This is a genomic window from Microvirga sp. 3-52, from assembly GCF_018383585.1.
Classification (GTDB): Bacteria; Pseudomonadota; Alphaproteobacteria; order Rhizobiales; family Beijerinckiaceae; genus Microvirga.
Genome location: NZ_JAHAMK010000004.1, coordinates 57,124 through 84,093, shown reverse-complemented (window position 1 = coordinate 84,093; position 26,970 = coordinate 57,124). Strand labels below are relative to the sequence as shown.

General features: G+C 61.7%; 19 protein-coding genes and 3 pseudogenes. 8 read left to right on the top strand and 14 right to left on the bottom strand.

What is annotated here, in order from left to right:
- Nucleotides 1–109: 109 nt before the first annotated feature.
- Both KHP60_RS04825 and KHP60_RS04820 read right to left on the bottom strand, forming a co-directional pair.
- Nucleotides 110–1,102 carry a sialic acid TRAP transporter substrate-binding protein SiaP gene (locus KHP60_RS04825; protein WP_213562439.1) on the bottom strand — a complete coding sequence of 331 codons (993 nt, stop codon included), beginning with the start codon at nt 1,100–1,102 and terminating at the stop codon, nt 110–112.
- A 612-nt stretch (nt 1,103–1,714) separates the two neighbouring features.
- A complete protein-coding gene (locus KHP60_RS04820; protein WP_213562438.1) occupies nt 1,715–2,671 on the bottom strand; it encodes a transcriptional regulator in 957 nt (318 codons plus the stop codon).
- 156 nt (nt 2,672–2,827) lie between these two features.
- On the opposite strand from KHP60_RS04820, the gene KHP60_RS04815 reads away from it, so the two are divergent.
- From KHP60_RS04815 to KHP60_RS04785, 7 genes are all read left to right on the top strand, one after another.
- The gene (locus KHP60_RS04815) at nt 2,828–4,717 is read left to right on the top strand and encodes an ABC transporter substrate-binding protein (RefSeq protein ID WP_213562437.1); all 1,890 of its coding nucleotides are present in this window, start codon (nt 2,828–2,830) and stop codon (nt 4,715–4,717) included.
- Between the two features lie 42 nt (nt 4,718–4,759).
- Nucleotides 4,760–5,764: an ABC transporter permease gene (locus tag KHP60_RS04810; protein ID WP_213562436.1), complete on the top strand. Its 1,005-nt coding sequence runs from the start codon at nt 4,760–4,762 to the stop codon at nt 5,762–5,764.
- The gene (locus tag KHP60_RS04805) at nt 5,764–6,633 is read left to right on the top strand and encodes an ABC transporter permease (RefSeq protein ID WP_213562435.1); all 870 of its coding nucleotides are present in this window, start codon (nt 5,764–5,766) and stop codon (nt 6,631–6,633) included. The genes KHP60_RS04810 and KHP60_RS04805 overlap by 1 nt, the downstream gene beginning before the upstream one ends.
- Nucleotides 6,630–7,691 carry an ABC transporter ATP-binding protein gene (locus KHP60_RS04800; protein ID WP_213562434.1) on the top strand — a complete coding sequence of 354 codons (1,062 nt, stop codon included), beginning with the start codon at nt 6,630–6,632 and terminating at the stop codon, nt 7,689–7,691. The genes KHP60_RS04805 and KHP60_RS04800 overlap by 4 nt, the downstream gene beginning before the upstream one ends.
- A gap of 12 nt (nt 7,692–7,703) precedes the next feature.
- Nucleotides 7,704–8,552 (top strand): ABC transporter ATP-binding protein, encoded by an 849-nt coding sequence (locus tag KHP60_RS04795; RefSeq protein WP_213562433.1) that lies wholly within the window; start codon nt 7,704–7,706, stop codon nt 8,550–8,552.
- A 65-nt stretch (nt 8,553–8,617) separates the two neighbouring features.
- Nucleotides 8,618–10,171 (top strand): alpha-N-arabinofuranosidase, encoded by a 1,554-nt coding sequence (locus tag KHP60_RS04790; protein WP_213562432.1) that lies wholly within the window; start codon nt 8,618–8,620, stop codon nt 10,169–10,171.
- A 184-nt stretch (nt 10,172–10,355) separates the two neighbouring features.
- A complete protein-coding gene (locus KHP60_RS04785; protein WP_213562431.1) occupies nt 10,356–11,186 on the top strand; it encodes an NAD(P)-dependent oxidoreductase in 831 nt (276 codons plus the stop codon).
- A 320-nt stretch (nt 11,187–11,506) separates the two neighbouring features.
- Here KHP60_RS04785 and KHP60_RS25810 read toward each other — a convergent pair.
- The 3 genes and pseudogenes from KHP60_RS25810 to KHP60_RS04770 form a co-directional block, all read right to left on the bottom strand.
- Nucleotides 11,507–11,683 (bottom strand): annotated as a pseudogene (locus KHP60_RS25810) (transposase); the annotation flags it as partial.
- A gap of 45 nt (nt 11,684–11,728) precedes the next feature.
- Nucleotides 11,729–11,953, bottom strand: a pseudogene (locus tag KHP60_RS04775) (transposase); the annotation flags it as partial.
- Between the two features lie 268 nt (nt 11,954–12,221).
- Complete coding sequence (locus tag KHP60_RS04770) at nt 12,222–14,711, bottom strand: class I SAM-dependent methyltransferase (RefSeq protein ID WP_213562429.1); 2,490 nt, start codon at nt 14,709–14,711, stop codon at nt 12,222–12,224.
- Nucleotides 14,712–15,002: 291 nt separating this feature from the next.
- Between KHP60_RS04770 and KHP60_RS25630 the strand changes: the two are divergent.
- A pseudogene (locus KHP60_RS25630) lies at nt 15,003–15,104 on the top strand (IS110 family transposase); the annotation flags it as partial.
- Between the two features lie 944 nt (nt 15,105–16,048).
- Here KHP60_RS25630 and KHP60_RS04765 read toward each other — a convergent pair.
- From KHP60_RS04765 to KHP60_RS04725, 9 genes are all read right to left on the bottom strand, one after another.
- Complete coding sequence (locus KHP60_RS04765; protein WP_213562428.1) at nt 16,049–16,504, bottom strand: Rid family hydrolase; 456 nt, start codon at nt 16,502–16,504, stop codon at nt 16,049–16,051.
- Nucleotides 16,505–16,628: 124 nt separating this feature from the next.
- Nucleotides 16,629–17,450: an alpha/beta fold hydrolase gene (locus KHP60_RS04760; RefSeq protein WP_213562427.1), complete on the bottom strand. Its 822-nt coding sequence runs from the start codon at nt 17,448–17,450 to the stop codon at nt 16,629–16,631.
- A 122-nt stretch (nt 17,451–17,572) separates the two neighbouring features.
- A complete protein-coding gene (locus KHP60_RS04755; RefSeq protein ID WP_213562426.1) occupies nt 17,573–19,207 on the bottom strand; it encodes an MFS transporter in 1,635 nt (544 codons plus the stop codon).
- Complete coding sequence (locus KHP60_RS04750; protein ID WP_213562425.1) at nt 19,204–19,629, bottom strand: DoxX family protein; 426 nt, start codon at nt 19,627–19,629, stop codon at nt 19,204–19,206. The genes KHP60_RS04755 and KHP60_RS04750 overlap by 4 nt, the downstream gene beginning before the upstream one ends.
- An 11-nt stretch (nt 19,630–19,640) precedes the next feature.
- Complete coding sequence (locus KHP60_RS04745) at nt 19,641–21,620, bottom strand: amidohydrolase (RefSeq protein WP_213562424.1); 1,980 nt, start codon at nt 21,618–21,620, stop codon at nt 19,641–19,643.
- Nucleotides 21,617–21,895 carry a XapX domain-containing protein gene (locus KHP60_RS04740; protein WP_213562423.1) on the bottom strand — a complete coding sequence of 93 codons (279 nt, stop codon included), beginning with the start codon at nt 21,893–21,895 and terminating at the stop codon, nt 21,617–21,619. Before KHP60_RS04740 ends, KHP60_RS04745 begins: the two co-directional genes overlap by 4 nt.
- Before the next feature lie 94 nt (nt 21,896–21,989).
- Nucleotides 21,990–22,673: a hydrolase gene (locus KHP60_RS04735; protein ID WP_213562422.1), complete on the bottom strand. Its 684-nt coding sequence runs from the start codon at nt 22,671–22,673 to the stop codon at nt 21,990–21,992.
- A gap of 84 nt (nt 22,674–22,757) precedes the next feature.
- The gene (locus tag KHP60_RS04730; protein WP_213562421.1) at nt 22,758–23,582 is read right to left on the bottom strand and encodes an alpha/beta fold hydrolase; all 825 of its coding nucleotides are present in this window, start codon (nt 23,580–23,582) and stop codon (nt 22,758–22,760) included.
- Nucleotides 23,583–23,934: 352 nt separating this feature from the next.
- Nucleotides 23,935–26,742, bottom strand: a complete 2,808-nt coding sequence (locus tag KHP60_RS04725) for a winged helix-turn-helix domain-containing protein (protein ID WP_213562420.1) — start codon at nt 26,740–26,742, stop codon at nt 23,935–23,937.
- Between the last annotated feature and the right edge of the window lie 228 nt (nt 26,743–26,970).

The window sequence follows — 26,970 nt, the reverse complement described above, 5'->3', positions numbered from 1 at the left end:
CGGACCCTTTGGAGATGGCGGTGCTTGCTCATCATTCCAGCCGAGGCGAAGCCAAGGCGCTCACGCGGCTTGGCCTGAACGTCGGCCATTGCGGTAAGGATAGTTCACCTTAAAGCGACGCCAGCGCGTCCCAGGTACCCTTGCCCCACTTGCTCTCGAACTGCTTCGGCACACTGTCGAGCACGGGCTTGCGGAAGGACTCCATGTCCGGCTCGGTGACGCTCATACCGGCGCTCTTCAGCGTCGCGACCAAGCCCGCCTCCTGGTTCGCCAGCTCCTGATCTTGCCAGGCGACGTTGTCAGCGATCGCCGCTTCGATGATGGTGCGATCAGCATCGCTGAGGCTTTTCCAGAAGTCGGTGTTCACGATGATCAGTCGGGGCGTGATGATGTGGCCCGTCAGGATCAGGTGCTTTTGCACCTCTTGCAGCTTGGCACTGTGAATGGTCGGGAGCGGATTCTCCTGCCCGTCGACGGCACCTTGGCTCAGCGCCAGGTAAAGCTCATTGAAGTTTACTGGCGTCGCCTTGGCCCCCCAAGCTTCGACCATGGCGCGGAACGTGTCGACCGGAGGCACACGCAGTTTGAGGCCCACGACGTCGGCGGCGCTCTTCACGGGCTTGGTGCCGGTAGTAAGGTGGCGTTTGCCGTAATAGGTAACGGCGGCCATACGCATGCCACGCTTCTTCTCAAGCTCGGCGTTCATCTGCGCGAAGACCGGCGCCTTGGCGACTTTCGCCATATGGGCGGCGTCCCGCCACAGATAGGGCGCCTCAACCACCGAGAGCTGCGGCAGGAAGGAACTGAGCGCCGCAGCGCCGTCTGTCGTCATTGTCAGTGCGCCGGAGGCAACCGACTCCATCATGTCCTTGCCTGAACCGAGCTGACCAGCAGGGAAGGACTGGATGTCGACGCGGCCGGAGGTCTTCTCCTTCACCTGCTTGGCAATGCGTTCGACCATCTGCACCTGTGGATGCGTGGTCGGCAGCATCTCGCCCCAACGCATGACGGTCGCCTGCGCGCGCAGGATGCTGGGCATCGAGACAGTGGCGCCCGCTGCGACCGTTCCCAGAACGAAGGCACGTTTCGTCAATATGCTCATCTTCGCTTCCTCCCAATGTGGCCGATTCTTCGGCTCCTTCATGTCCAATCGACACAGCGCCAGTGTCATTGCCCGTCAGCGAGCGCAGCCGATATGCGTACTCTTCGTCCCTTCGACAGCATCGTCCTCCCACACCGGCATTGTAAGGCGGCAGAATGGCCGAGGCGGTTAGGGAGAAATGGCGGGTCTTCCTTAGCTGATCACTGACATGTTAGCTTGATGTCGAAGAGGCGGCAAGCTAGGCGGCGCCTTCAGGCTCGGGCCCTATTGCATCCGACGACCGGAAGTCTTGGTGTAAGCCTGTGACCGGCATCAACCCAGCTCAGACACGACAGAGCGGCCTTTTCCCCGGCGACTGGCATGTCGCGAGAGGTTGGACGTCAACGAGCCTCGTGGCCTGCGAGGGAACGGCGGCATTGATGCCGCCGAGAGCCCAGTATCGCCGTGATTTGGTTCGGGCCGAGCAACAGTGTGAGTTGGAATGTCCCATGATAACATTGAGCGGAAGAGGAGCTTTGGTCAGTTCATGAGGCGGTAAGCAGACCTTTATTTCATTCGCTGCTGGTTATTCTCTGACCCGCTCCAGACCTTACGGCCTTTGGACTTTGCCATTTACACCAAGGCGCCTGGCTGCTCTTTCAGATGGATACGCATGACGATATCCTGATCATAATTTCCGAAACCGCGACCAAAGATGTTGATTCCACCAGGGTGTTGGGCCGTCTCGTCAATCCCGATCCTCAACCGGATCCCGTGATGCTTATCAAGATCAAGCTTGTCGAGTGTTACGTCCGATATCTGGACGTCGTTTACTGAAGCTCCACTCCGGGAGATCTGCCAAGTAACGAGCTTGCCATACTGTGACCCTTCCAGCTTCCACCACTGTGGCGTGTAAAGACCGCGCTTGTCGCCGAAGTCACTCGGGGAGATCCAGGTCCCGATTTTCACATTGTTAACCCAGAGGCTGATCTCGGATGGCCAGTCAAGGCTCGTGCCCGGAACCTCGGACGAAAGTTCCATAACAAATTCGAGTCTATCGATCTTAGCCCCGAGAACCTTGCCGTTGTTAGGGAATTTGTATTCGACGAACCCCCGCCTGAACCAGATCAACGATGCATTCATGCGGTGGGGATCGAGAAAGAAATCCGGCACGTCAAGAACACCTAGAACATTCTCTGTCGAGCAGAGTCCGCAGGGGGCGCTCACATCACAGCTTGTATAGAGGCCGATAGGCATGGACACTTCGACGTGGTCCTTGCTCTTGAGTGCATCCTGATCGTCGAATCGGATGATGATTTCGTCGTAGCGAATTGAGCAGACCTTCTGCTGGCCCTTAGAGGCTTTGAGCGTCTCTGTCTCAATCAGTCCCGAGCGTTCTAATACCTGGATATGGGTTGCGATCGTGGACTGAGGCAAGTCCAGTGCATCGCTGATCTCATTCACGTTCAGCGGACCTCGCGCCCGCAGGAGCTTAAGGATCCGGATCCGGCCCGGTGAAGCGATCCCTCGGATTGTTTCAGAGCTTTCCTCTGCAACAAGCGTCAGAAATTTTCTTTTAAATGTCGACATTTAGCCGCTCGACTAGGATCTCGGGCTACTCAGAGGCCCTTCAACTGAAAAGGATATGTATCGGGAGTTCCGATATATATCAATGATCCCGTTGACCAATCCCAAAAACTAAGGGCTAATTAAGAAAAAATAAAGTTTAACCCAGGAGGAGCGCCGATGCGAATTCTACGCTTGCTTACAGTTGCGACAGGTCTGGCTTTAGCCGCGACCACCGCACTTGCTCAAACGACCGTCCCGGGAGTGCCCCGGAACGAGACGCTCATTCTCGAAAACCCAGAAGGCACGATTAAGAATCCTGGATGGTTCAACATCTGGACCATCAATGCCGGCGGCCAGTACACCGGTCTGCACCAGCTTGCCCTTGATACGCTCTGGTACATCGATCCAGAGCGCGGCCTCGATGGAGTTTGGGAAAATTCGCTAGCGGCAGAGAAGCCGATCTATAACGCGGACTTCACCGAGATGACGGTAAAGCTGCGCCCTGGAATCTACTGGAGTGACGGCGTTGAGTTCACAGCCGATGATCTCATCTACACGGTCGAGACCCAGATCAAGAACCCGGGGATGCGCTGGAGTGCGCTGCTGGGGCTGAATGTCGAGAGCGTGTCATCGCCAGAGCCATGGATGGTCCGATTCAAGCTCAAAAAGCCAAACTCACGATTCCACTCGCTCTTTACAGTGCGGTTCAACGCTATCTGGATGATGCCGAAGCATGTCTTCGAGAAGGCGGCCGATCCTCAGAAGTTCGACTTCAATCCACCAGTGTCTCTCGGCGCCTATAAGATTCACAGCTTTGATCCTGACGGGAAGTGGTACATCTGGCAGAAACGCGATGACTGGCAGCGCACGACGCTCGGGCGCTATGGTGAGCCGGGTCCAAAATTTGCGGCCTATATCGACCCGGGTCCGCCAGATAAACGCGTGATTGCGCAGCTCAACCACAACTTGGATGTGGTGCATGACATTGCGCCCGAGGGCATGTTCACCCTGTCCAAGCAGTCGCCAAGCTTAAAGACTTGGTTCAAGAACTTCCCGTTTGCGCATCCCGATCCGACCTTGCCGTCAGTGATCTTCAACATGCAGAACCCAGCCTTCCAGAACCGTGATGTGCGGTGGGCGCTGGCTCTACTGATCGATGCCAAGGCCGTTTCTATGGCGTCCTATCGCGGTGCTGCGACCTTGTCACCAATTGGAATTCCGCCGACAGGAACTCATCCGGACGATTACCATATCCCGCTTCAGGATTGGCTTGCTTCCTATGAGATTGATACTGGCAAGAGCAAGTTTAAGCCGTACGATCCGAATATCGGCAATCAGATTGCTGATATGCTGCGTCCCACATTGAAGGAGCAGATTCCGACAGACCCGGCGGAGATCAGGAAGGCGTTCGGCTACGGGTGGTGGAAGCCTAACCCGCAGGCCGCTGCGGAGCTGCTCGAAAAGGCCGGCTATACCAAACGCGGCAATGTCTGGCACACGCCGGACGGGAAGCCATTCTCAATCAAGCTAATGGTTGAGGGTGATTCCCGTCCGATCCTGACTCGCGCCGGAACGATGATCGTTCAGCAGTGGCGCCAGTTCGGCATTGATGCCAAGACGGAAGTCGCCCAAGGCACGATGCTCGACCGCCGCAACGCTGGCGATTTCGAGACGCTGATTTCTTGGAGCGTTGAGACCTATGGCGGCCATCCGGACCTGTCGTACTTCCTCGACAGCTGGCACTCTCAGTTTGTCGCAGCCCCAGGCAAGACACAATCGCCGCGCAACTGGCAGCGCTGGAGCCATCCGGAACTCGACAAGATCATTGAGGAGGTGCGCCGGATCTCCTTCGACGATAAGCGAACTGTCGAACTTGGTCGTGAATACGCCAAGCTTATTGTTCGCGAAATGCCGATCATCCCACTGATGGCATACAATGTCTTCACGGCCATGGATGAGACATATTGGACGGGATACCCGACTGCGGACAATCCCTATGCCAATCCAGTACCAAACTGGGGCAATTCCCGCTCAATGATGGTGAAGTTGAAGCCCAAGCAGCAGTAGCGCGCAGACATCTCCTTACTTTCTTCAGACAAGGAGCGGTCCATGAGGGCTTACCTCACCTACCTGTCCAAGCGGCTGGTGCAGTTCGCGGTTGTCGTCTTCGTCGGGATCAACATCACCTATCTGGTGACGCATATGACCCCGATCAATCCGGTCGAGCAGTCGATCTCGGCTGCGACTGCGTACGGGGCGACGAGTCCGGAAGCCATCGAGATGATGCGGCAGTCGCTGCGCCAGCTCTATGGTCTCGAGGGATCGCCCTGGGAACAGTACGTCTCGTTCTGGAAACGGGTTCTGGTCGGCGACTTTGGACCCTCCTTGTCAGCCTTTCCAACACCGGTCTCGCAGCTCATCCTGCGGGCCCTTCCCTGGACCGTCGGCCTTCTGCTGGTTTCGACGCTCCTGACCTGGTTTCTGGGCAATTTGCTTGGCGGCCTCGCGGGCTATTACCGCAACAGCCGGATCCTCAAGGCGTTCGGCGTTCTCAGCATGGGGCTCCACCCCATCCCGTACTACGTCGTCGCCTTCGTCCTTCTGATCATCTTCGGTTTCCTTTGGCCGGTTCTGCCGATCAGCGGCGGCGCCACAATGGCGTCGGACCGCTCCAACACGCCTGCCTTCATGCTCGACGTGGCGGTCCACTCGATCCTGCCGGTTCTGTCCCTTATGGCCGTCGGTATCGGCGGGTGGTTTATGGGAATGCGGTCGCTCGTGTCCAACATCGTGACCGAGGACTACGTGGTCTACGCGGAACTCGCGGGCGTCAAGCGCAGCAAGATCCTGCAATCCTACGTGATGCGGAATGCCCTCGGTCCCCAGGTGACTGGCCTCGCCTTGCAGCTGGGTGCCATCTTCAACGGCGCGATAATCACCGAGCAGGTCTTTGGCTACCCAGGCGTTGGGTCTCTCCTGATCAGCGCGGTCCATGCCGGCGACTACAGCCTAGTTCTTGGCATCACCACTGTCTCGATCGTGGCCGTCTCCGCCACTGTCCTGCTGATCGATCTCCTCTATCCCTTGATCGACCCGCGCGTGGAGGCACGCTGATGAGCACTCTCAAGATTCTTCGTGACCTCTTCCGCTACAACGGTGAGTTCGCCATCGGCCTTGTGCTGGTACTTGTCGTGCTGGCAGTTGCCGTTTGTTCCTTCTTCTCGCCCTATCCGCCGATGGACGTCTACGTCGTACCGCCCGATGTGCCACCCTCTTGGGAGTATCCGCTGGGCACGACCTCACGCGGGCAGGATGTATTCTGGCAGCTCACCTTTGCGATCCGAAACACTCTTCTGTTTGGCATAGTGGTGGCGGTTCTCAGCCGTATCATATCTCTCGCGGTCGGGCTGATCTCAGGCTACAAGGGCGGCTGGGTGGACCGTGTCTTGATGTCGATTAACGATACTTTCGTCGTTATCCCGCTCTTTCCCATCTTGGTGCTGTTCTACTTCATCATGCGGGACCAGATGTCCTGGGTGATGCTCGCGGTTATCACCGCGCTTTTGGGATGGGCCTATGATGCGCGGCTGATCCGGTCCATTGCCATGAGCCTGAGGACCCGCGAATTCACCCGCCAGGCCGTGTTCTCAGGCATGGGGACCGGCAAGATCGTTCTCCAGGAACACTTGCCCTTCGTTCTGCCGATCGTGTTCTCGACGACTATGAACAACATCAACTGGTCGATCGGCATCGAGGTAACGCTGTCGGTCCTGGGTTTCACCGACATCAACACTCCCACCATCGGTGGCATGATCTACTGGGCAAACCAGCACACCGCACTGGTTTCAGGCATCTGGTGGTGGATCACGTTCCCGGTCGTGCTGGTCATCATGCTGTTTATCGGGCTGTTCCTGCTCGCCATTTCGATGAATGAATACATCGACCCGCGTAGCCGTCTCAGCCGTCTTGGAGGGCAGGCATGATCACCGAGCTCCGACCCATTCCTCCCTCCGTCGAACTAAAGGCTCCGCAGACTGCGCCGCTGCTCACAGTGGACCGGTTAAAGGCTTACTATAAGACGCAGCTGTTCGGCGTCGACCGCGAGGTGAGGGCAGTCGACGACGTAAGCCTCAAGATCAACCGCAACGAAATCTATGGCCTCGCCGGCGAGTCGAGTTCCGGAAAGAGCTCCCTTATCAAGACCATTGCGGGCGCCATCCGTCCTCCGTTCCGGGTTGTCGAAGGTTCCGTGCGGTTCAATTTCAAGGATGGAGAGCGGGATATCTACAAGCTTTCGCCGCAGGAGCTGTCGGCGATTCGCTGGAGCCATCTGTCCTACATCATGCAAGGCTCCATGAGCGTGCTGAACCCGGTTCGGCGGATCAAGCACGCCTTCGCGGACTTCGCATTGCCGCACGTGAGCGTGAAGGGGGCCGACTTTACCCGCCTCGTGGAGCGGCACCTGAAACGGGTCCACCTCGATCCCGCAGTCCTCCAGGCCTACCCGCACGAGCTATCCGGAGGCATGCGGCAGAGGGTGACCATCGCTCTAGCAACCGTCTGCAGCCCGGAATTTATTATCGCCGACGAGCCGACGACCGCGCTGGACGTGATCGTCCAGAAGGGCGTGCTCTCCATGGTGCGGGAGATTCAGCAGGAGCTCGGGTCCTCGGTCTTGTTCGTGACCCACGATATGGCGGTGCACGCCAACCTCACCGACCGTCTCGGCATCATGTATGCCGGCCGGCTGGTGGAGGAGGGCAGAACACGGGACGTGTTCAAGAAGCCGCTCCATCCTTACACCGCGCATCTGATTTCCAGCCTGCCGCGCATTGGGGACGAAGCGCCGAAGAAGGGCCTTGAAGGCTCACCACCGAGTCTTGCAGACCCTCCGTCAGGGTGCCGGTTCCACCCCCGCTGTCCTCTCGCTATCGATATCTGCCACCGCGAGGCTCCACAAATGGTGGAAATCCTGCCCGGGCACCGGGCAGCCTGCCACGTTGCTCAGGCCGATCCCACCCGAGTCGAAGCGGTTGCATAAGGAGGCAAGCGCATGAGTCCGAACCTTCTTGACGTGGAAAATGTCAATAAAATCTTCACGATGGGCGGTCTCATTTCGCGGACGGTTAACCATGCCGTGAATGATGTCAGCTTCTCTCTCGCGGCGGATAAGCCTGAGGTGTTTACCATTATCGGTGAGTCCGGCAGCGGAAAAACCACTCTGGCGGGTATGATCCTGAACAGCCTCGCTCCAACGAGCGGGCGAATCCTGTTCCAGGGAAGAGACCTGCGCGACGTCCGCAGCCGCCGTGACAGGCTCGCGTTCATGAGCCATGTGCAGGCGATTTTCCAGAATCCCTTCGACGCATTCAATCCGCTGAAGCGCGTCGACCGCTACCTGTTCAGTGCGGCTCAGCGCTTTACGGAATCCCGCACGACCGAGGAGGCGGCAGAGCGGGCTGACGAGGCCCTGCGCAAAGTCGGCCTGTCGCTTATCGAAATCCGGGGGCGCTATCCGCACGAGATGTCGGGAGGGCAGCTCCAGCGTGTGGCGATCGCGCGCGCGCTCGTGTCCAATCCGTCCCTGATCGTCGCTGACGAGCCAGTCTCGATGATCGACGCATCGCTGCGTATGACTGTGATCAACTTGTTCAAAAAGCTCCGAGATGAAATCGGAGTCTCGATCATCTACATCACGCACGATCTCGCGACCGCCTACTACATCAGCGACCGTCTGATCATCATGCAGAAGGGCAAGATAGTCGAAGGTGGCGACGCCCGGACAGTGCTCGCGGCCCCGCAACATCCTTATTCCATCAAGCTCCGCCAGGCGGTGCTGTCCGTCGACAACGCTTGGCGCGACGAGCCCTTCGCGGACACCATCCCCGCAGTAGTGACCTAGTCCACCCCTCATTCCCGTCACCAGCTCAAAAAGAGTTTGCCTGCTTAACTGATCGGAGCCTTCCCATGAAAGAAGCCAAAGTCACCATTGACCGCGATTTCTCAATCGCGGAAACGGATCCACGTCTGTTCGGCGCCTTTGTCGAACACTTGGGACGCTGCGTTTACGGCGGCATCTACGAGCCGGGCCATTCGACGGCCGACGAGCGGGGGTTCCGACGTGACGTACTTGAGCTCGTCCGAGAGCTGGCTCCTACCATTATCCGCTATCCGGGTGGAAACTTCGTCTCCGGATACAACTGGGAGGATGGCGTCGGCCCCGTGGAGAACCGTCCGCGCCGGCTTGATCTCGCTTGGATGTCGACCGAGCCGAACACGTTCGGCACCAACGAGTTCATGGATTGGTGCCAAGTGGCCGGCGTAGAGCCCATGATGGCTGTCAATCTCGGCACACGAGGCCCTGATGATGCTCGTCGCCTCCTGGAATACTGCAATTTTCCAAGTGGTACGGAGCTGTCCGAACTGCGCCGATCTCATGGATGGGAAAAGCCGCACAACGTGCGGTTCTGGTGCTTGGGCAACGAGATGGACGGCCCATGGCAAATGGAGACCAAGACAGCGTGGGAATATGGACGGATCGCGGCTGAAGCCGCCAAGCTTATGAAATGGATCGATCCGACTATCGAACTCGCCGCCTGCGGCTCGTCCTCGCGCAACATGCCGACCTTTGGCAGCTGGGAGGACACTGTGCTCGAGCACTCGTTCGACCATGTCGAATACATCTCCTTACATACCTACCTGAATAACTATGCGGATGACACTCCGGCATTCCTCGCAAGTCCGGACCTGATGGACAGCTTCATCGAAGAGGTTGTCGCCATTGCTGATGCGGTCTCCGCCCGTCGTCGCTCGCCCAAGCGCATCATGCTGAGTTTCGACGAGTGGAACGTTTGGTACCGGACCCGCCGCAAGAACGAGGGTCGGGTCAAGCTCGGTTGGCCTGTCGCGCCATCGATCCTTGAGGAGATCTACAACATGCAGGACGCGCTTGCTTTCGGGGGCGCCTGCATCTCCCTGCTCAATCACGCCGATCGGATTAAGTCGGCCTGCCTGGCACAGCTGGTGAACGCGATTGCCCCGATTATGACCGAGACTGGCGGGCCTGCCTGGCGCCAGTCGATTTTCTATCCCTTCAAGGATATGAGCAATCTCGGCCGAGGTACGGTGCTGCAAACGAGGGTGGATTCACCTACCTACGAGACGACCTACTATGATCCACGTGGTACATCAGAGCTGCGGTTCCCGCTTCCGGCCGTACCCTATCTCAAGCTCTCCGTGGTTCATAACCACGGAGAGGACTGCGTCACCATCTTTGCGCTCAACCGCAGCCTAGATGAGAGCCTGTCGATCGAAGCCCTCGTGCGCGGCTTCGAGGGTCTGTCAGTGAAGGAGGCGCACCAACTGCGCAACGACGATCTCATGGCCGTCAACACAAAGGATGCGCCGGATACGATCAAGCCCGCTCCTCTGGAGGGTGTTGAGATATGGGGAGAGCGGGTACGGGCCAAGCTCGCACCTGCCTCGTGGAACGTCATCCGGTTGGAAGTTCAGAAGCAGTAAGCGCCTGAAGTAGGCTCCCGCATAGAGGGCGGCCTGACAACTTAAGCTTGCAATGGATCGGCCAGGAGGGGCTCACCCCTCCTAGCGATTTGCCATCTTCGAGCGCGTGAATTGTGCGAGGGGGAAGGTCTGTTGTTGGCGCATGATGGTCAAAACTCAGCAAGGGATGTGAGGGAGATGAGCTATGTCAAAGCTACGGGTGCTGCTAACAGGTGCGACCGGCTACATCGCGGGTCAGTTGCTCCCAGCCCTTCGGGAACGTTATGACTTGCGGCTTATCGACACTCGGCAGGAGAACGGAGCAGGTCAGCCTATTGATGATGTCGAGGTGCTCGATTTACTTAAGGCGAGTTCAACGGATCTGAAGGCTATTTTCACCGGAATGGAGGTGGTGGTCCACTTGGCTTACCAGCGGTTGGACGGGTCTGATCCGCAAAGCCAATACGACGGCGAACGCCATAACGTCGATATGATGCAGCGGGTCTACCAGATGGCTCTGGACCACGGTGTACGACGGGTAGTGGCGGCCAGCACCAATCAGGCAGCGAAGTGGTACGAGCAACCCTACTTTGCTGGTCTGCGTGATCGCGTTGGTCCGGAGGATTACCCGCGACCAGACAATTTCTATGGTTGGGCCAAGGCGGCTTACGAGTCGCTCGGGTTTTTGTATGCATGTGGCAGCCTAGGACGGAAGCTGGAGGTGATCCAACTGCGGATTGTCGTTCCTCGAGAGATCGATGCCAGCAAGTTTGCCGATCTGCCCCGCTACCGCTACGTGCGGGAGCTCGCAGGTTACATCAGTGAACGGGATTTGCAGCAGCTCTTCTGCAAATCCATTGAGACACCTCAGATCGATGATGAGTACGGTGTTCCGTTCCATATCTTTTATGGGGTTTCTAACAATGCCCGTACTTTCTGGAGCATCACCAATGCCCGTCGGGTGATAGACTACCAGCCACAGGACGACTCTGAAATGCGTTTCGCTGCCGATATCGCTCGGTTGATGAGCCATTGAACACGAGAGAACAGAATGCTTTGGTAGGTAAACCTTCCGGTCATTGCCGGCCAGCAAGGGCAAGCGGAGCGACCATCGCAAGACCGAGTCAGATCATTGCCTGGGCAGTCAGCCTAGTGCAGGGCTCAAGCAGAGATCACTTGTAGAATTCCGGCTCCGGAACTCCCTCTATGTATCCGGAAGGTCTCCTTCTGGCTCTCCTGAGACGTAAGCGTTTGGACTTCCTCAGCACTCAAGGCTGTGTGGAAACGCGCAGATCGGCAAGGTCTGATGACCCATTGCGAGTATGCCTGGGCAGGCAGCGGTGTGGTCCCTAACACTCTGATCCCGGCCAGGAGCGGCTGCGCGCCGGGAATACTGATCTCCTGCTTCATGTTGTAGGCCAGCACATACAGGGCCATCTCAGCCGCGGTGGTCTTCAGCCCCTTCGTGAGGAAGTGCGTGGCTCCCATCAAGCCTTTGAGCGTGCCGAAGACATGCTCAACCGTGCTTTTGCGCGCCTACATGGCATCAGGACGCGCCCGGAGCCGCGAGGGCAATCAATGCAGGTAGCCGTAGAGATAGATCTTGAGCAGGATCGCCGGATGGTCGCCGGGCCGTCCCGTAGCGGCAGGCTGGGCGCGGGTGAGGCCCAGAGCCTGGAGATCGCGTTCATCGATGAAGGCGTCGATCACCCGCACCGGATTGTCTTGCGTGACATGGTCGTCCAGGCATTCAGGCAGGAGCAGCATCTGCCAGCGGTTCTTGCCTCCGATGAAGCGGGTCATCGTGACCTCCCAAAGCTGGGAGACAGTCTGCCAAATCACCGCGTTTCCACACAGCCTCGTCGCACGAGCAGACATTCGTTGAGCAGCCGGAACGTGAAAAGTTGACCCGCAGCGGCCCCTCGCCATCCTCCGCTGACTTCACCTACAATCGAGCAGCGGGGCCTGTAGCTTCTAATTTCTGCATAACCGTCTTTCAGTCCGGCCGGTCGGCTTCCGCCGCAGCGCATCAGGATCCAGCATCAGAAATGCACTCCTCGTGGGATCTCGGTCATGAGACGGATGTCAGGTCGAGCTCCGAAGGTTGACCTTCCTCTCTCATTGAACTGCCGCTCTCGCGCAGCCCCCTTGCACGTCGGACGAGAAGCAAAGCAGGTCCGAGCAGCAGAAGGTAGCAGATCGCCCCAATGCGAAGCGTTGTGTCGATGCCGAATTCGATGCTCGTCAGCACGGCGACGCTGGCCGCGAGCACACCGGCTGCTCCGTTGATGCCCCAGAACCAAGGGGTTGGTAGCTTGCTGATCGCTGACACCAGCCGCATTCCGGTCGGAAAACCAAAGCCCATGAGGAGGCCGGCTGGTGAGAGAACCAGGACCGCGAGCCCGGCTCGGAGCAGGAGGCCGGCGCTCTCAAGCCGGAGCAGGATGTCGGGCAGCCAGAACGGCAGGAGAAGAAGGTACAGGCTGGTCAGGACGGACCAGCCGACCAGCCTCGCGCTGCTGTCGAGTGGAACACGCTCGGACACCAGGCTGCCGATGCCAGTCGACAGGATCAGGCTGAAGAGGACGACACTGAGGGCATAGACCGGGTGGCCCAGAAACACGCTGATGCGCTGAAGCAGGCCAATCTCGACCATCATGAAGCCTATGCCGATCAGGCCGAAATAGAACGTTCCGGCGCCGATCAGCCCGGATGGTCCCGTTTTTGTGGAAGACCGCAGCGGAACGATGATCGTCACCGCGACGAGAATGGCCGAGATGAGGATCAGCATAGCGAGCGTCAGGGTCGCGCTCAGATTGCCCCCATAGACGCCCACCCGCGAGGCCAGAGTGAAGACGTCCTGATCAAGCAGGCGACCGAGTCGCAACTGATTGAAGAAGAACGGGCGTGCGTCGGTCGGCGGGCTCAGGTCGAGGTAGGAGGCCTCGGTGGCGCGCGCGAGAGCGCTACGATCGGGCGCCGACACGATGCTCTCGAGCAGCGGCGAAGCGGCCTGTGCCTGCGGGCTCAGCAGGACGGGGAACGCGTAGGTATCCGCAGCCTGCCGGAGCGCCGCCAAGGCTTGCTCCGACAAGGGCAGGCGCGACATGACCAGGGTCGCCACATGGTCCGACGCCGCCATGAAGAGGTGTCTCTTGGGGTCGGTCACCCCAAGGGATTGGAGCGTCGCGACAGCGAGGCTCACCATGCGACCGGTCTCGTTGACCTCGCCAGGGGCGTACCAGCGGCTCACAGTGAAGACCCCCGACGGCGTCAGGCGCTCGAGGAAGATCCGCCAGGCCTCGACCGTGTAAAGGCCATTCTCCGACAGGGTGAAGGCGCCGGCACCCGTGGCCGCCCACGTGTCGATCAGGCTCATCTGGATGACGTCGAAGGAGCGCTCGGCGCGGGCAAACCAGCTTCTCGCCTCATCGACTTCGAAGGAAAGGCCGGACTGTCGACCGATGGCGGTGTCGTTCGCGAACCGCCGGGTCAGCAGGTCGATGAAGATCGGGTTGATTTCGACGCCGACCACGTCTGAGACACCGAACAAGCGCGCGGACAGGAGATCCCGGCCGCCGCCGACGCCGATCACCGCCCCGGTCTGGAGGCCGGGAACCGCGTAGGCGAGGTTGGTGACGTCGTAGCGGAGGAAGGCCAGTTCATTCAGATCGCCGGAGAAGCGATAGACCGCCGTCCCGGCCCCGCCGTCGATGTTCATCCAGCGCTGCTCAATCGGATCTGCGACATAGTGTGGGGACGGCCCCCAGAGTGCCGGCCGCGTCCTCTCAGACTGGCCGACCGTGATGCGCGAGAACGAGTTCCATTTCTCGTAAGCGATCGTCGCGGGATGCTCGATCTGGTCCTTCACCACCGTCGGCCGGATGCTCTCGATCAAGCTGTTGGCGAGGGCGAGGATCGCAAGACCCGCAAGCACGGCGCCGCGATACCGGAAAAGCCAACCGGCCACAGACCGGTCGGACGGCACATCCCCGAGGTCCGCCCGCGCGAAGAACAGGCCGCCGGCGGCCATCAGGACCGCGATCCAGAGCACCGCCGAGGGACCGCTGACCAGATTGAGCAGAACGAGGGCGCCGAGGCAGCCGAGAGCTGCGCCGAGCAGGTCGATCCCATAGACTACGCCGACGGGGAAGGGGCTGCGGGTCAGAGCCAGGCTGACAACGATGCCGGAGAAGAAGAACGGGAGAGACAAGGCAACGGCGAACTCAGCCCAGACGACGAGTGACATGACCGATGCGGGCAGACTCGTGACGATGGTCAACTGCACCAGGAGCGCCAGGATCGTCGCGAGGGCGAAGCTGAGTGAGGCGGTGCTCAGGTGGTAGGACAGCTGCTCCGGGCGGTACCGCTCGGGGTGGAGATAAACCCAGACTGCTCCGGCAGTGAGGCCGAACATCGCGATGCTGATGACGAAAAACGCGAGGTGATACCAGGATGTGACGGAGATGATCCGGGTTTCGACGATCTGCAGCATCAGGGTTGCTGCAGTGACCAAGCCAAGGCCTGTATAGAACGGCAGCCGTTGCGCAATCTTCTGCACTCGTCGTCCCCGTGTCATGGCGGATCGATCGCGGCTCTTGCTGATCAGTCAGCCGAACGGTCCCGGCAGGCTCATCGGCAAGAGATCCGACGCGGACGAACTGTCCCACAAATCGCGAGCGATGTCAGCTTGGCATCGAAGCAGTCTCGCTTCGGTTGCTCATGCAGCTCGAGGATCGAAGCCAAGGGGCTGGACCGCGCCGACAGAGAGCCAGGTGGAATGTCGCCTTCTGATGCTGTGGACGGCTCCCACCCAGCGGCACAGTAGCAGCCCCTCAGCACGGTCACCACCATTGGTCTGGACAACGCTAAGTCCGTCTTCCAGGTGCATGGCATCAGTCCTACCGGCGAGGTGCTCATCCGGCGTCAGATCCGACGAGGGCAGGTGCGGAGCCTTAAAGAGATGGCGCGTGTGCCGTTGAGCCCCAGGTGGTAATCCTCATATTGGCGGCACAGGGGCTCGAGGTAGCCTGCATAGTCCCGCTCGCCGGATTCTACCTCCCTGGTCATCGCCGCGAAGGCACGTCGAATCGAGACTTCATCAAGAGCACTCGGTTTGAGGCGATCTACCTGACCTCGATAGCCAAGGTGCTCAAGCATCGCCCAAGCAATCATCGAGCCCTCCCAGTTCGGTCGGTGGCAATGATGACGCGCCCCACGCGCTGAAGAGCTTGCTTGATCGCCTCGATCTTCGATGATTGAGTTAAATGGCGGAGAGGGGGAGACTCCGGTCCCGCCGCCCAAACCCGTTGAATTTCAATGACTTTGTGGCTGCCGATGCCCCGCCAGTGTGCCACCGCGGTGGGGCCCAGCACAACCGCGATCAGGTATCGGATCCAATCCTTTCGGTGGTAGGCCGAAGGTCTCATCCCCCGCCCCGGGCACTGGCAGCCCCAGCGGTGAGCCGCATTACGCCAACCAGGTCGAATGCCCTCATGCCCTGGATGGGGTGGTCAGCGGACCCCCAGGAATCCTCGCTGTACCTCGCTCCTTGACCCGTTCCGGTCGTTCGCATCCTACCGCAACAGGGGACGCAATGGTTTGGATGTGCGTCCTCATGGCAGGAGCGAAAGGTCATCGAGGGTGAAGTCGCTGTGCCAGTAGAGGTAGAACAGGCCGAAGATCAGCATCGAGACGAGGGTGTTGAGGCCGATGATCCTCGCGAACGGAACACAGCAATCCTCAACAAACTGGACGTTTTCAATGCGCAGAGAAGCTCGGTTCTTGACCCAACGCGGCGGAAGAGCCCAGAGGTCTCAAGGAACAAAGGACCATCGCCACAGAGAAAGCTGCCCGGCGTGGGCCGAGCGGCCTTCCCAACGTTTCCGCCAAAGCGCTCTATCGATCCACTACAGCGCGGAACGTGATCTCAACGAGCTGTTGCGGGAAGGCGAGCCGTGACACACCAATAAGGTTGCTCGCGAGCTGGGGTATCTCTGCACCATAAACCTGCTTGCGAACCTTGGAAGCCGCACTGAACGCAGCGTCGACGTCCAGCACGTACAGTGTCTCCTCGACGACGTCATCGAATGAGGCTCCGAACTGCGCCAGCAGGATCCGCGCATTTTCGTAAGTCTGGCGGATCTGCGCTTCCATGTTGTCGAATGATTGCGGCTTTCCGGCTTCATCGAGATCGGCCGGAGCCACAAGGTTGCCCGCAGCGTCGTGGCTCAATTGCCCAGAGACGTAGATCGTATCCTTGACCTTGATCGCCTGCGCATATCCGTAGGCTTTCTCCCAAGCCACTCCGTGATTTGCCGCATTAACCGGTGCCGTAGTTTTGCTATCACTCATCCATTGCGCTCCCTAGCTTGCTGTCGGTCGACTGTACGATAGGCGTAGTATGCCCCTCGGCCGCTGCAATTCCGACCTGTTCCGCGTGCTGGCGGGATGTTCCCCAAGTTGGGTCAGCCCTGCCTTAAGCCTTGATGAAGGCCAGGACGTCGGCGTTGAACTTGTCCGCCTCGATCTGCGCCAAGCCATGCGATCCGCCCGGGTAGACCTTGAGCTGGGCGCCCTCGACAATCTTCGCGGCCTTTTCCGCCGAGGCTTTGATCGGCACGATCTGATCGTCGTCACCGTGGATGATGAGTGTCGGCTTGTCGATCTTCTCCAGGTCCTCGGTATAGTCAACCTCCGAGAACTCCCGGACGCAATCGTACTCGCCCTTGATGCCGCCCATCATGCCCTGGAGCCAGAAGGACTCACGCAGGCCGTCGTTGACCTTCGCGCCATCGCGGTCGAAGCCGTAGAACGGGATGGTGAGATCCTTGAAGAACTGCGAGCGGTCGCCCGCCGTGTTCTGGCGGATGCCGTCGAAGACCTCCATGGGCGTGCCCTCCGGATTGGACTCGGTCTTCAGCATGAGCGGCGGCACCGCACCGACGAGCACCACCTTCGCGACACGCGCGGAGCCGTGGCGGCCGATGTAGTGAACCACCTCGCCACCGCCGGTCGAATGGCCGATCATCACGATGTCGCGCAGATCGAGCGTCTCGATCAGTTCGGCCAGGTCGTCCGCGTACTGATCCATGTGGTTGCCGTCCCAGGTCTGGTCGGAGCGGCCGTGGCTGCGGCGGTCATGCGCGATAACGCGGTAGCCCTGCTGGCCGAAGAACAGCATCTGGCCGTCCCAGGCATCGGCCGACAGCGGCCATCCGTGCGAGAACAGGATCGGCTGCCCCGAGCCCCAGTCCTTGTAGAAAATCTTGGTTCCGTCCTTCGTCGTGATCGTGCCCATTGAACGTCTTTCTTGTGCTTGGGTGGGTGTTGCCGCCGCGGCGCTCAGGAAGGCGTCGCAGCGGGTGACGGGAAGGGCGATGTGCGGCTGATCGCGCAGCGCAATCGCTCCTCGCCGCAATCTCAGTGCGGGTCCCGGCCGGATCTGCCGACCGCAAGGAAGTGTTGCACGAGAGGCGGTTCGGTCCCTTGATGGAAGCGGCGTGTCTCGGCTTGGCCATCGGCGTCGGCTTTGGAGACCCGCTTGTGCTGCCGCAGATGCTCGGCCCAGGACTCAACGAAGAACCACTCGATGATGTGCTCGGGATCGGCCGCATCCTCCGACACGCCCCAGGCGTAGGCGCCGTCGCGGCGGCGACCTTCGGAGAGACGCTTAAGGGCTATCAGGAAGGCGGGGCGATCCGCCTGCTGGACACGGTAGGTGACCATGATCATCACGGGGCCCCGGTCGTGCGCGACGGGCTCGGCCATCGCAGGCTCGGGCCAGTGCAGCGAGGGGGTGAGATCGCCTTCTCCGCTCGGCAGGGGAGCTCTGTGCGCCAGCAGCGCCGCGATGGTGAGGCCGATGCCCGCCACGATCAGGGTCGTGTCGGTTGTGATCTCCTGGGCGAGGAAGCCCCAGCCCAGGGAGCCCGCCGCCATGGCGCCGTTGAACGCCGTGAGATAGATCGCCAGGCCACGGCCCCGGATCCAGTTCGGCAGGATGGCCTGCATGGTGCTGTTGAGCGTAGTCAGCATAGCGATCCAGGCGATGCCGAGCACGAAGGTCGCGATGATCGCCACGACCTCGGAGTTCGTCAGGGCCAGGAGGACGGTCGCGACTGCGGTCACGAGCGACATGGCGAGCACGAGCCGGTCCTGTCCCAGCCGGGCGCGAACCCGCGGCAGCAGGACCGCTCCCAGGATGGCACCAGCCCCAACGCTGCCGAGCATCAAGCCATAGAAGCCCGGGCCACCGCCGATCTCCTGGCGGGCCACGATGGGCAGAAGCGCCCAGACCGCACTGGCGAAGGCGAAGAACAGCACCGCGCGCCACAGGATGCGATGCAGGTCATGACTAGCCCGGGCATAGCGCAGACCTGCCCGCAGTGCCCCGCCAAAGTGCTCGCGCAGTCCGTCGTCCGCGTCAGCCTCACGCCGCCACCAGAGCAGGGCTCCGCTAACGAGGACATAGGTCATCACGTCGAGACCATAGACCGCCGCGGCTCCGAGGCCTGCCAGCAGGAAACCACCTAAGGCCGGACCGATGGAGCGGGCGATGTTGATGCCCAAGGAATTCAGGGCCACGGCGCCCTTGAGGTCGGATCGCGGCACGAGCTCAGGCGTGATCGCCTGCCAGGCCGGCGTTGCGAGCGCCGCGCCGACGCCGCCTAGGAAGGTGAGAAGGACAAGGCTCTCGACCGTGACCGATCCCGTCCAGGACAGGAACGCGAGCGTCGAACTCACGATGCCGAGCATGATCTGGATGGCGATCAGGAAGCGGCGCCGGTCGAGGATGTCGGACAGGACGCCTGCGGGAATGGCCAGGAGGAAGACCGGGAGAGTGCCTGCCGCCTGGATCATGGCGACCGCGGCCGGCGAGGCGGAGATTTCCGTCACGAGCCAGGAGGAGGACACATCGCGCATGAAGGTGCCGACGTTGCCCAGCACCGTCGCGGTCCAGATCACCGCGAAGAGACTGTGCCGCAGCGGCGCGAAGGTGCCCGGTGGAGGGGGAGGCGCTGCCCCTTCGGTGATCGTTCCTTGAGCTCCGGTCATAGCTGTCCTCTCCGGGAATTGACGAACACGGCCGCAACGGCGAGCCCGCCTACAATGGCGGCATGCTCGAAGAAGGTCGCGGTCTGGCGGCCCCGATCCGGACCCTCGAACATCCAGAACGGATGCGCGAGTAATGTGGCCATGACGGTGAACACGGCCAGGATGCCGGCACCGAGCCAGCAGGTGCGGCGGGTCAGGAAGAGCGCAGACCCGCCAAGTTGCGTCAGGATGACTGCGGCGGCGATCAATCCTGCGGGCTCAAGGCCAAGGCCTGTGACCTCGGCGGTGGCTCCGCCGAAATCGACGAGCTTCACGACGCCGCTGATCAGGAAGGGCGATGCGAGCGCCAGGCGGGCCACGATGTCGAGCCCGGGCAGGGCCAGCATGCGGTCAATCGGGCGGGGAACTGCGATGTCAGTCATGGCGCCTTCCCTCAGAATGCCCAGCAGGAGCAGCCGAGCACGCCCCAAAACGAGCGCGCATCGGAGGCGGGCGTGTTGGCGCCCCAGGCGCTGGCATGCGCGTGGCCATGCACGCCGCAGGAACTGGCGCAGGCGCAGGCTGCCGCCGCCGCGAAGGCGTATTTGCGTGCCTCGTCATTGCCGGCGCGCTGCTGGTAGCCGCCATAGCTCCGGACCGGCGACCAGTCGGGCATGGGTGGGGGCAGCGAAGGCGCGAGATGCTTGAACTCGGCGTCGCCATGCACGGGCTTGCCGCCGAGAATTGTGAGGACCGACGTGATGTCCTGGATCGCGTCCTCCGGCACCGAGAAGTAGTCGTCGGACAGCACCGCCAGATCGGCCAGTTGCCCTTCCACGATCTGACCCTTCTTGCCCGGCTCGTTGGAGAACCAGGTGTTGGCCTCGGTCCACAGCCGCAGGGCACTCTCCCGATCCAGGCGATTGGCGGCTGGATAGAGCGTCAGCCCTCCCAGGGTCCTGCCGGTCACGAGCCAGGACAGGGAGATCCAGGGATTGTAAGAGGCGACGCGGGTGGCATCCGTGCCGGCGCCCACCGGCACGCCGGCGTCCAGCATGCGCTTGATCGGCGGCGTGCGCTCGGCTGCCTTGCTGCCGTAGCGCTCGACGAAGTCCTCGCCCTGGAACGCCATGCGGTGCTGGACGGCGATGCCGCCGCCAAGCGCCGCGATGCGGTCGATGTTGCGGTCGTCGATGGTCTCCGCATGATCGAAGAACCAGTGCAGGCCGTCGAAGGGTATCTCGCGGTTCACCTTCTCGAACACGTCAAGCGCCCGGGTGATGGTCTCGTTGTAGGTGGCGTGCAGCCGCCAGGGCCAGCGGTTCTCGACCAGCAGGCGGACGACCGGCTCCAGGTCGCCCTCCATGTTGGGCGGCATCTCGGGCCGCTCGACCTTGAAGTCCTCGAAGTCGGCCGCGGAGTACACCAGCATCTCGCCCGCGCCGTTGTGGCGATAGAGATCGTCGCCCTGGCCCGGCTTCACCTGCTTGGACCAGCTGTCGAAGTCCTTGAGCTCTTCCTTCGGCTTCTGGGTGAACAGGTTGTAGGCCAAGCGCACCGTGAGCTGGCCTTCCCGGTGCAGCTCTTCGATGATCCGGTAGTCGTCTGGATAATTCTGGAAGCCGCCGCCGGCGTCGATCACGCCGGTCACCCCGAGCCGGTTCACCTCGCGCATGAAGTGGCGCGACGAGTTCTTCTGGTACTCGGGCGGGAGCTTCGGGCCCTTCGCCAGGGTGGCATAGAGGATCGTGGCATTGGGCCTGGCGATCAGCAGGCCCGTGGGGTTGCCGTTCGCATCGCGCTGGATCTCGCCGCCGGGCGGGTTCGGCGTATCCTTGGTGTAGCCGACGGCCCGCAGGGCAGCGCCGTTGAGCAGGGCCTGGTCATACAGGTGCAGGATGAAGACGGGGGTGTCGGGCGAGACTGCGTTGATCTCGTCAAGGGTCGGGACCCTCTTCTCGACGAATTGATGCTCGGTGAAGCCACCCACCACGCGCACCCATTGCGGCGCCGGTGTGCGGTCGACCTGTTCCTTCAGCATCCGCATGGCGTCGGCCAGGGAACGCACGCCGTCCCAGCGCAGCTCCATGTTGTAGTTCAGCCCACCGCGGATGATGTGCATGTGGCTGTCGATCAGGCCTGGGATGACCCGCCGCCCCTTGAGATCGATCCGCTGCGTGGTCGGTCCGGCGAGCGGCATCACCTCCTGCTCGTTGCCGACGGCCGCGAAGCGTCCGTCCCGGATGAGCAGCGCCGAGGCTTCCGGCTGCTGGCGGTCGAGGGTCGTGATCCTCCCGTTGAACAGGATCAGGTCGGCTTGCATGGATGTGGCTCCCATCGGGGGCTGGGTTGGGTCTGAAGCGTCGGCGGACGCGTGTGATCCGTGAAGGACAAAGCCCGCTGCGGCGCCGAGAAACGTGCGGCGCGTGGTCATGAAGCCCTCCTTTGGGCGTCGCGCGCCTGCTGCGATGATCTGACCCCTTCCGGCAGGTGGCCAAAGACGTGTGGACGCACCTGGTACAACCAGGACTGCGTCGGCGGCTCCTTCTGCCAGAAGCTTCTGACAAGAGGCGGGATCTGCTCACCGACGAGGATGCCGAGCAGACCCACCAGAGCGACCACCGGCGGTGCCGGCGAGCGCACGTTGATCAGGCTGTAGATGATGCCGACCAGTAGGCCGGCCCCGAGCGACAGAAGGTAGACTTTCAACAACGCCTCCCTGGTGGAATGCATGAGGAGGGCGACGCATCGATGCCGACGCGGCGCCCCTTCGGCAGGGGGCGGGACACCTGCCTTCGATGACTTATTCGGCCGCGACGGCCGGGGCGGATCCGTGAGCGCCTTCGCTGGCGCCGAACATGGTCTTGGCGTAGATGATGCCGAGGCCGTAGGAACCGCCGAACTTCTTCGCGATGCCCGTGGTCATGTCGTAGGTCTCGGTGCGGGCCCAATCGCGCTGCAGCTCCAGCAGGTATTGCAGCGAGGTCATCGGCCGGACGCCGGCCTGGACCATGCGCTCCACCGCACGCTCGTGGGCTTCGGTCGAGACGTCGCCGCAGGCATCGGTGATGATGTAGACCTCGAAGCCCTGATCGAGGGCCGAGAGCGTCGGGCCGACGATGCAGACGGAGGTCCAGAGGCCGGCGAAGACCAGGCGGTTCTTGCCGATCCGGTTCACCTCCTCAATGACGGCGGCATCCTCCCAGGTGTTCATGGAGGTGCGGTCCAAGAGCTTCTGGCCCGGGAAGGCATCGGTGATCTCGGAGAACATCGGGCCAGAGAAGCTCTTCTCCGCAACCGTGGTGAGGATCGTCGGCACCTTGAAGCCGGCGGCCGCCTCGGAGATCAGGGCCGCATTGTTGCGTAGGTTCACCGCATCGATGGACTTGGTCGCAAACGACATCTGCGACTGGAAGTCGATCAGGATCAGGGCGTGATCGGTGGGGCTGACGAGCGTCGAGCCGGGGGTGGGGGTGGCTTTTGGCATGGGTTGTCCTCGCGTTTGGGTTTCATTCGATGCTGTCTTCCGTGTGGGGCACCGACCAGCGCACCGATGACCGGTCAGGCAAGCTCAGGCTCTCACGAAGGCCAGGAGGTCCTCGTTGAGTTGATTCTTGTGGGTTTCGGTGATGCCGTGCGGCCCCCCCGGATAGACCTTGAACGTGACGTCCCTCACGAGCCTCGCGGACGCGCGTCCCGCTGCATCGATTGGGACGATCTGGTCGTCATCCCCGTGCAGGATCAGCGTCGGTCTGTCGAAGGTCTTCAGGTCTTGTGTGAAGTCGGTCTCCGAGAAGGCTTCGATGCAGTCATAAGCACTCTTGTGGCCAGCCATCATGCCCTGGGTTCTGAAAGATTCGATGAGGCCTTGGGAAGGCTTGGCGCCGGGCCGGTTGAAACCGAAGAACGGTCCCGCGGCGAGGTCCCGGTACAAGTCGGCGCGGTTGTTCAACGAGGCGGCGCGGATCGCGTCGAACACCTCGATGGGCGTTCCGTCGGGATTGGCTTCGGTCCGCACCATGAGCGGTGGAACCGCCGCGATCAGGCCGATTTTCGCGACGCGTTTCGTGCCATGGCGTCCGACATAACGCGCGACTTCGCCGCCACCGGTGGAGAAGCCGAACAACACAGCGTCCTGCAGATCAAGCCATTCCATCAACTCGCCAAGGTCGTCCGCGTATGTGTCCATGTCGTTGCCATGCCAAGGCTGGCTGGAACGACCATGCCCGCGGCGATCATGCGCGATGCAGCGGTAGCCGTTCGCGGCCAGGTGCAGCATCTGCGCTTCCCAGCTGTCGGCGTTCAAAGGCCAGCCATGACTGAAAACAACCGGAGGGCCGCTCCCCCAGGCCTTGAAGTAGATCTGCGTTCCATCCCTGGTGGTGAGCATCGTCATCGGACCGGGTCCTCACGTGATAGGTTGATCAGCCCGGGCCATGCGGACGATGGCTCGACCAGGTGGTTCGCATTCTCCTGTTCCAAGGAGCTGCTGACCTGCTGCTCCCGGCGTGAAGTGCGTACCGGAAGGTCGGCGTGGATCATCGCCGTTCCGTGAGGCCACCGATGTCCGCAGCCACAGTGCCCGGATCCGGTCCGGACAGGGAGTTAATCGCTGTGAATTTCCGTGAAACGGCGCAAATGCGCGCCGTCCGCGCGAGCGGGGTCGCTTCCGGTGGCCCTGAGCCGCGTCGGGCGAGGCTTGGGATCGCTAAGGAAGCTCCTGTCGGAGCGATCCGGGCAGGATCCGGTCAGGACAGGGAGGATCGGGTGCTTCTTCGGGCCGCGAGGGCCTTTGCGAAAGCCGCGGCTGCGGCGACATCGGCCGTCCGGGAACCCTCCTCGAATTTGGCAAGGACCGGGGCGAGCAGGTCGAGAGCGTCCTTAGGACGCCCCAACGCCCTGTACAGCCTTGCCAAACTGGTTGCGGTCCGCAGTTCCCAGGAGAGCGCTCCCTGCGCGCGCGCCAAGGCCAGTGAGCTCGCAAAGACCTGCTCCGCCGCCTCCGATTGCTCTGTCGGGTCGCGAAGCAGGATCTCGCCTTTGACACGCAGGAGTTCGGCTTTGCACCAATGTTCTTCCTTGGCTTCGCTTCCGGTCAACGCCTCCCCAATCACCGCCCTCGCTTCCGCGACCCGGCCCGCCGCCGCGAGCCCTTCCGCCAGGGCTGCTTGAAAGGGCGAATGCTGCACATGGAATGCCGTCGGCGGCAGCTCCGCCAGAGCGGTTTTCAAGAGTTGCGACCCCGCTTCCGCCTCTCCCCGGTCGATCAGCATTTGCGCGCTGTAGGCCCGTACCCAGGTGCCGTAATTGACCTGACGTTTCGTGAGCTCCTGGAGGCGGTTCACGAGGCACTCGGCCGCGGACCGATGCCCGGTCAAGAGCGCCAGCCGGCAGCCGCAAAGAGCGACAGCGGCGAACTCCGATGAGTCGTGCTGGAGCGCACTCGTCTCATCAACGATGTCCAACGCGATGCGCATGGCTCTGTCCGGGAAACCTTGCAGCCAGAGTGTGTGCGCAAGAACAGCCGTTGCTGCGGCGCGCTGGTCGAAGTGGTAGCGGGCAAGATGCGACCGGTCGGCCGGCGCGACATACCGGGCCAGCATCTGCTCGACCACGAGATGGGCGTCGGCTAATTCGCCAAGAGCCCAATGCGCCGCGCCGGCCATCCGGAAGCCAATCAGGACGTCATCGTCGCGGCCCGCGCTCTTGGCGATCTCCTGGAACCGATGCGCGGTGGAGAGGCCTTCGCTGTGGGGACCACTCGTATAGTGGTGGAGCCACAGGCCCCACAGCGTCCGCAACTGGTAATCAACATCGCCCAAGCGCCTGGCGATGGCGAGGGCGGCCGACCAGGCGGCTTCCGTTTCCGGGCTGGCTCCCCTGATGTTGATCGTGGCGCCCGCCAAGGCGGCATAGAGCTGCATCTCACGACGCCCACCCTGGGCGGCGGCCGGTCCAAGCGCAGTCAGGGCGCGCTCCACGCACGAGCGACACTCCTCCAGCAGCGACAGGCTCAGCCAAAGCGGAACGGCAGCGGCCGTGAGCGTGGCCCCGAGATTGCGGTCACCCTGCGCGGAGAAGCACCAGTCCAAGGCAGCGCGCACATTGCTGATCTCCGAGTCGCTCCGCGTGAGGGACGGTTCCGGCGCAGCCCCGGGGCCGCCCGCGGGACGAGAGAGAGCCGCCGCGAAATATTCGGCTTGGCGGCGAGCGAATTCGAGGTCCTCGCCACTTTCTGAGAGCTTCTCCCGCGCGTAGGCCCGCACGGAGTCCAGCAGCCGATAACGGATCGCCGGCGCCCCCTCCGCGACCACGAGCGATTTCAGCACAAGGTCGGCCACGATGTCGGCAAATTCCGCTGGAAGGAAGTCTGCGCCCGCCACGGCGGTCGCTGCCGCCAGCGAGACCGCTCCCTGGAAGACCGAGAGCCGCCTGAGCACGGTGCGTTCCATGGGCGAGAGGAGCTCGTAGCTCCAGTCGATGGCGGCGCGAAGCGTCTGATGACGCTGCAGCGTGGTCCTGCGCCCGCTCGTCAGGACGCGGAAACGGTCATCCATCAAGGATGCCAGGCCCGCGATCCCGAAGGCGTGCACCCGCGCCGCCGCCAGCTCAATCGCCAAAGGAATGCCATCCAAACGACGGCAGATCTCGACCAGTAGCGGGACCTCCGTTTCCAAGAGCGCGAAACCATCATCGCTGGCCTTCGCCCGCAGGAGGAACAGCTGCAAGGCCGGGAACGCTAAGGCCGCCTCGCGGGAGAAGCTACCGCCTTCCGCAGGGAACGCGAGGGGGGTCACATGGACGACGTTCTCCCCCTCGGCGCGCAGAGGCTCGCGGCTCGTCGCAATGACGCTGATGGCCGGAGCCTCGACCATGATCTGTTCGGAGAGGCTGGCGGCAGCCTCAATGAGATGCTCGCAGTTGTCGAGCAACAAGAGCATCTGCTTGTCGCGCAAGGTGGCCAGCAAGCCGGGAAGCGGGTTTTCTGACCGCACCGGGTGGCCGAGGGCCGAGGCGAGCGCCGTGGGAACGAGCCGCGGATCCTCCAATGTGGCGAGCTCGACGAGCCGGACCCCATCCGCAAACCTGTGGGCGTTCTGGGCGACGGCGAGAGCCAATGAGGTTTTGCCCACGCCGCCGGGGCCGACCAGCGTCACCAGCCTTTGCGACAGTTTCGAGTCGACCAAGGCGACGAGTTCCTCCCGGCCCACGAGCTGCTTCAGGAAAAGGGGGACGCTCGTTGCGGTCGGCGCCGGACCCGGCTTGGGAGCGGGCTGTTTGGCCGGTGCCGCCGTCGCTGTCACATCGACCGAAAGCGAGTAGCCCCGGCCCGGGATGGTGACGATGTAGGGATTGCCGGAGGAACTCTCGCCAAGGGCCCGGCGCAAGGAAGAAACCTGCACCCGGAGATTGCTCTCGTCGACGAACAACCCCGGCCAGACGATACTTGAGATCTCATCCTTGCTGACGATCTCGCCTGCCTTGCTCGTCAGGACGAGGAGAATGTCATAGGCACGGCCGCCCAGCGCAACCGGTTCGCCATTCTGCAGCAGCAAACGCTGGGCTGGGACGAGCCGGAACGGACCGAAAGCGATCTCGGAAGTGTTTCTAAGAATAATTTCCGAAACGGGCCCCTGATCCTGCAGCTCAGAGTGACCTTTCTCATGCAACGGCAAGCTCACTGGTTCGCCCCCTGCCTTGATCTATTGATGCTCTTGCTGCGCGGGATCCGGCAGAAGCGAAGACTGAACGACTGGAGCGTGAATCCTCTTGCCGCCATCTGG